We start from the raw sequence: 3,197 nt of genomic DNA, 5'->3' as shown, positions 1-3,197 counted from the left end.
TCCGATACGAGGAAAGGCTTCCTCAGCAGTGAACCCCATCGCCGGTTACACAAAAATCTGTACACCCTCACCGACCATTGGTACTACATGCGTGCGGTGCCTGCTGGCTACATCTACATCTTCGATAGCGCCAAGGATCAATGGCTGACAGCCTTTCTTGTCGATTCGTCGGGTCTTTTGCGAGAAATGCCGATTGCTGATCTGCCGGCGGCTCCTGGTGGCGTGGTGCCTTTGGATCAGCCTGGTGTGTGCATGCGAGATGAGCATAATCCGACTGCGCTGCAGTACTTCGTGCTCGATCCGGTGAAGAACCCTAAAGTACAAGTGGCTTTCAGTCGCTATCGTTGGTCGCAGGATGTCTTGGATGCTTACCAAGTCAATGAAGGTAATATCCGAGGCCGGCGGATGTGGGAGATGGATGTGGTTGCTGCTGCCAAGAACGACGTTGGGGTCGGCAACACAGTTCCGCAGGCTCGAACAATGACGGCGAGCCTTGGTAATCATGTGGCAGATTATGCTTCCTATTCAACACGCGATCTCATAAATGACCGGCAGCTTGAACCGCTGCATAATCGAGGCGGCGGCCGTGTACTGAACACATTGCAGACACCTTACTTGATCGATGCCGAGGTATCGGGTGCACGTTTGGCTGCCGAGATGGCGCAATCTTCCAAGGCCACTGAAGGCAAGAACGGCATCATCTTGTACATGGAGGATGTAGTGGGCGTTGCGATGCAGATGAACCACTACCGCAACCGCGCCACCGCCGAAATTGCAGACGTTACCGGAATGGGGGACGAGGATCGCAGCCGTAAGCGCATTATCGCCGAACTTATCGAAGGCGTACGCCTTAACGCTGAAAAGAATCCGGGGCCATGGTATGCCCGCCACTATGGACCAGAGCGATATCTTCGTCACATTGATGAGAACGCGTGGCGTGCCGCGCTTGATGAGAAGCGAAAAGCCGATGGGTTGATTGAGTATGGTGAGAAGGCGAGTGCGGATTACTGCGCTGTCATAAATTCAGACGCGTGGAAACTTCAACAACGCTGCGATTTCTCGGACGGTGTTCAAGCCGGGTTGGATCATGAGGACATGGTTGCCTGCTGCGTTGCCGGTTCAGGACAAACTGGCAAAGAGTTGAGGGAGGTCTGGGAGCCGGTATTGGAGTTGCCAGCAGACGATCCGGACAACTGGCTGGAGCGCAGTCTGGGTGCGCTGCACCTGCCCTTCATATCATACTTGGGTGAAAATCCGGGGGACCAGGACGAAGCCTACGACGCCGCCCATGAAGCAACGAACCTATTGGGTGAGTATTCCGCAAAAGCACTTGTCAAGCTCGATGGCTTCCGTTCCGCCATACGTGTACAGCGCGCAGCCAACCTTAGTACTGCGACTATTATCGAAACCAGTGCCGGTTTGCTTTTCAAGCTTCGCCAGAATAATCCGAAAGCCTACCGCAAGCTGCTTCGTAAGGTCACGATTGCGCTGATAACCCGTGACGATATCGCAGTACAACCCTCATTGTTCAAGGGTACTTGGCAAGAGATATCGCAGAAGTTCATGGCTGTGGTGGCAGGCGATCCACGCGTGCGCGCGCAAGTGCCGGTGGGCGTCGCCCGAGGCAGTACCGTGGGCATGTCACCAATCACCAAGCCCGGGCTTTCGGGTGCGGTAGATGGTGCGTTGGTGCTGGTGCCACCCAACACCCAGGAAGAGGCCGCCTCTGCAGTGGCGTGGGTGGTCAAGAAATTGGAGTCAGGCGGCAGGCTTGACCATGAACTACTCAGGAAGCTGCAACTCACCCAGATCAACATCAGTGCACAATCGGCGGCCAACCCAACACTGAATAATCCCCTGCTGGATAACCACCTCCAGAAAATTGGAGCCCATGCAAGTGTGGTGCTGGGTGCTGGTGCAATGTTCTTTCAGTTCGCCGCTGGTGCAAGCGTTATTGATGACTATCGAAAAAAACATGACCCTGGTGCGGAAGACAAGCTGGATTTGACGATCGGCCTGACATACTCGGTGATCGGGTCCCTCAGCGCGGGAATGGACTTGTATGTCGCGGTGCAGACGGTGCGTGGCATCCAGTCGGTCTCGGTGAAATTGGTGGCCAAGTGGGCGGCGCGCGGCGGTGCTTTCGCGGGAGTGATTGAGGGCACCTACTCAATATACCAGGGCGTTCAGAAAGGCCGTTCTGGAGACTTGGATTCTGGTTTATGGAGCATGGGTTCGGGTGCGGCACTAGTCACGGCAAGCATTGCGGGATTGGGCGGATTTAGTGCCGCCGCGGCAGGTGCAACTGGCTTAACTGCCGCGACAGGTGCAACCGGTCTGGCTGCCTTGATGGGTCCCGTTGGTTGGGCGCTGATTGTCGTTGCGGCTCTGGGTTTGGCGTTGTATTGCGCTTGGCAGGCGTTTGCCACAGATGACTCCGAAATACTGCCGATCGAGTACTGGCTGGACAATGGCGTATTTGGCAAGCGGGCTCATCGGAAAGACGAAAAGAACGTATATTTGAAGAATGGGGTCGTGTCCCCGTTCGACACGATAGAAGACGAAATCCGCGAATTTCAGCGTGTGGTGTTCGCCGCTATGGGTCGTTTCAGTGATTTCAAGGATAGGCATGGCATCAGCTATCACTTTAATTATCAGGTTGACCTGCCACGCTATGCCGAAGGGAGTCGCTTGGAGTTGCATTTCACAGCCGTCAAGGACGGCAAGCGCATGAAGAAGGGTCAAGCAGGGACGATCGTCTGTGAGGATGGGAAACAGCGGTTGTCGATCGGTCGGATCGGGCGTCGGAACCTCCATGCTGAGGGGTATGAACGAGCACAGATCAAGGTGGACCCGATCACGGGTGCGATGAACCTGTCGGGCACGTTTGCACTGCTGCGTGACGAGCCGTGGGCCGAATCATTGATCGAATGGATTACGGGTGAGGAGATCAACCCGGACGAAATGTATGTCGATGACCTGGAGATGGAAGGTGCCTATTGGCCCGACAAGACCAACATGCCGGACGTAGTAAGTACATTCCGTTACCCGGAGCGCAGGTGAGCAAGCTCCCGCTCCCCGGCGAGAAGGACAACACGTACTTCGTGATGCCCGGCGCGGGCGAGCCGGGGCCTGTCCAAGATTTTGTGTAACCGGGTACCCGGCAGGAGACTGTCGATCTACCCGGAGACACCATG

General features: G+C 55.8%; 1 protein-coding gene. It reads left to right on the top strand.

All coding sequences use genetic code 11. The features are described 5' to 3' along the window. The coding region (locus tag ABD679_RS12545) for a toxin VasX (protein WP_344760331.1) at window positions 1-3,063 on the top strand (3,063 nt) is incomplete at its 5' end. Window positions 3,064-3,197: the final 134 nt, after the last annotated feature.

This window comes from Luteimonas lutimaris (assembly GCF_039537065.1).
Taxonomy (GTDB): Bacteria; Pseudomonadota; Gammaproteobacteria; order Xanthomonadales; family Xanthomonadaceae; genus Luteimonas; species Luteimonas lutimaris.
This window is presented reverse-complemented; position numbering and strand designations above follow the sequence as displayed.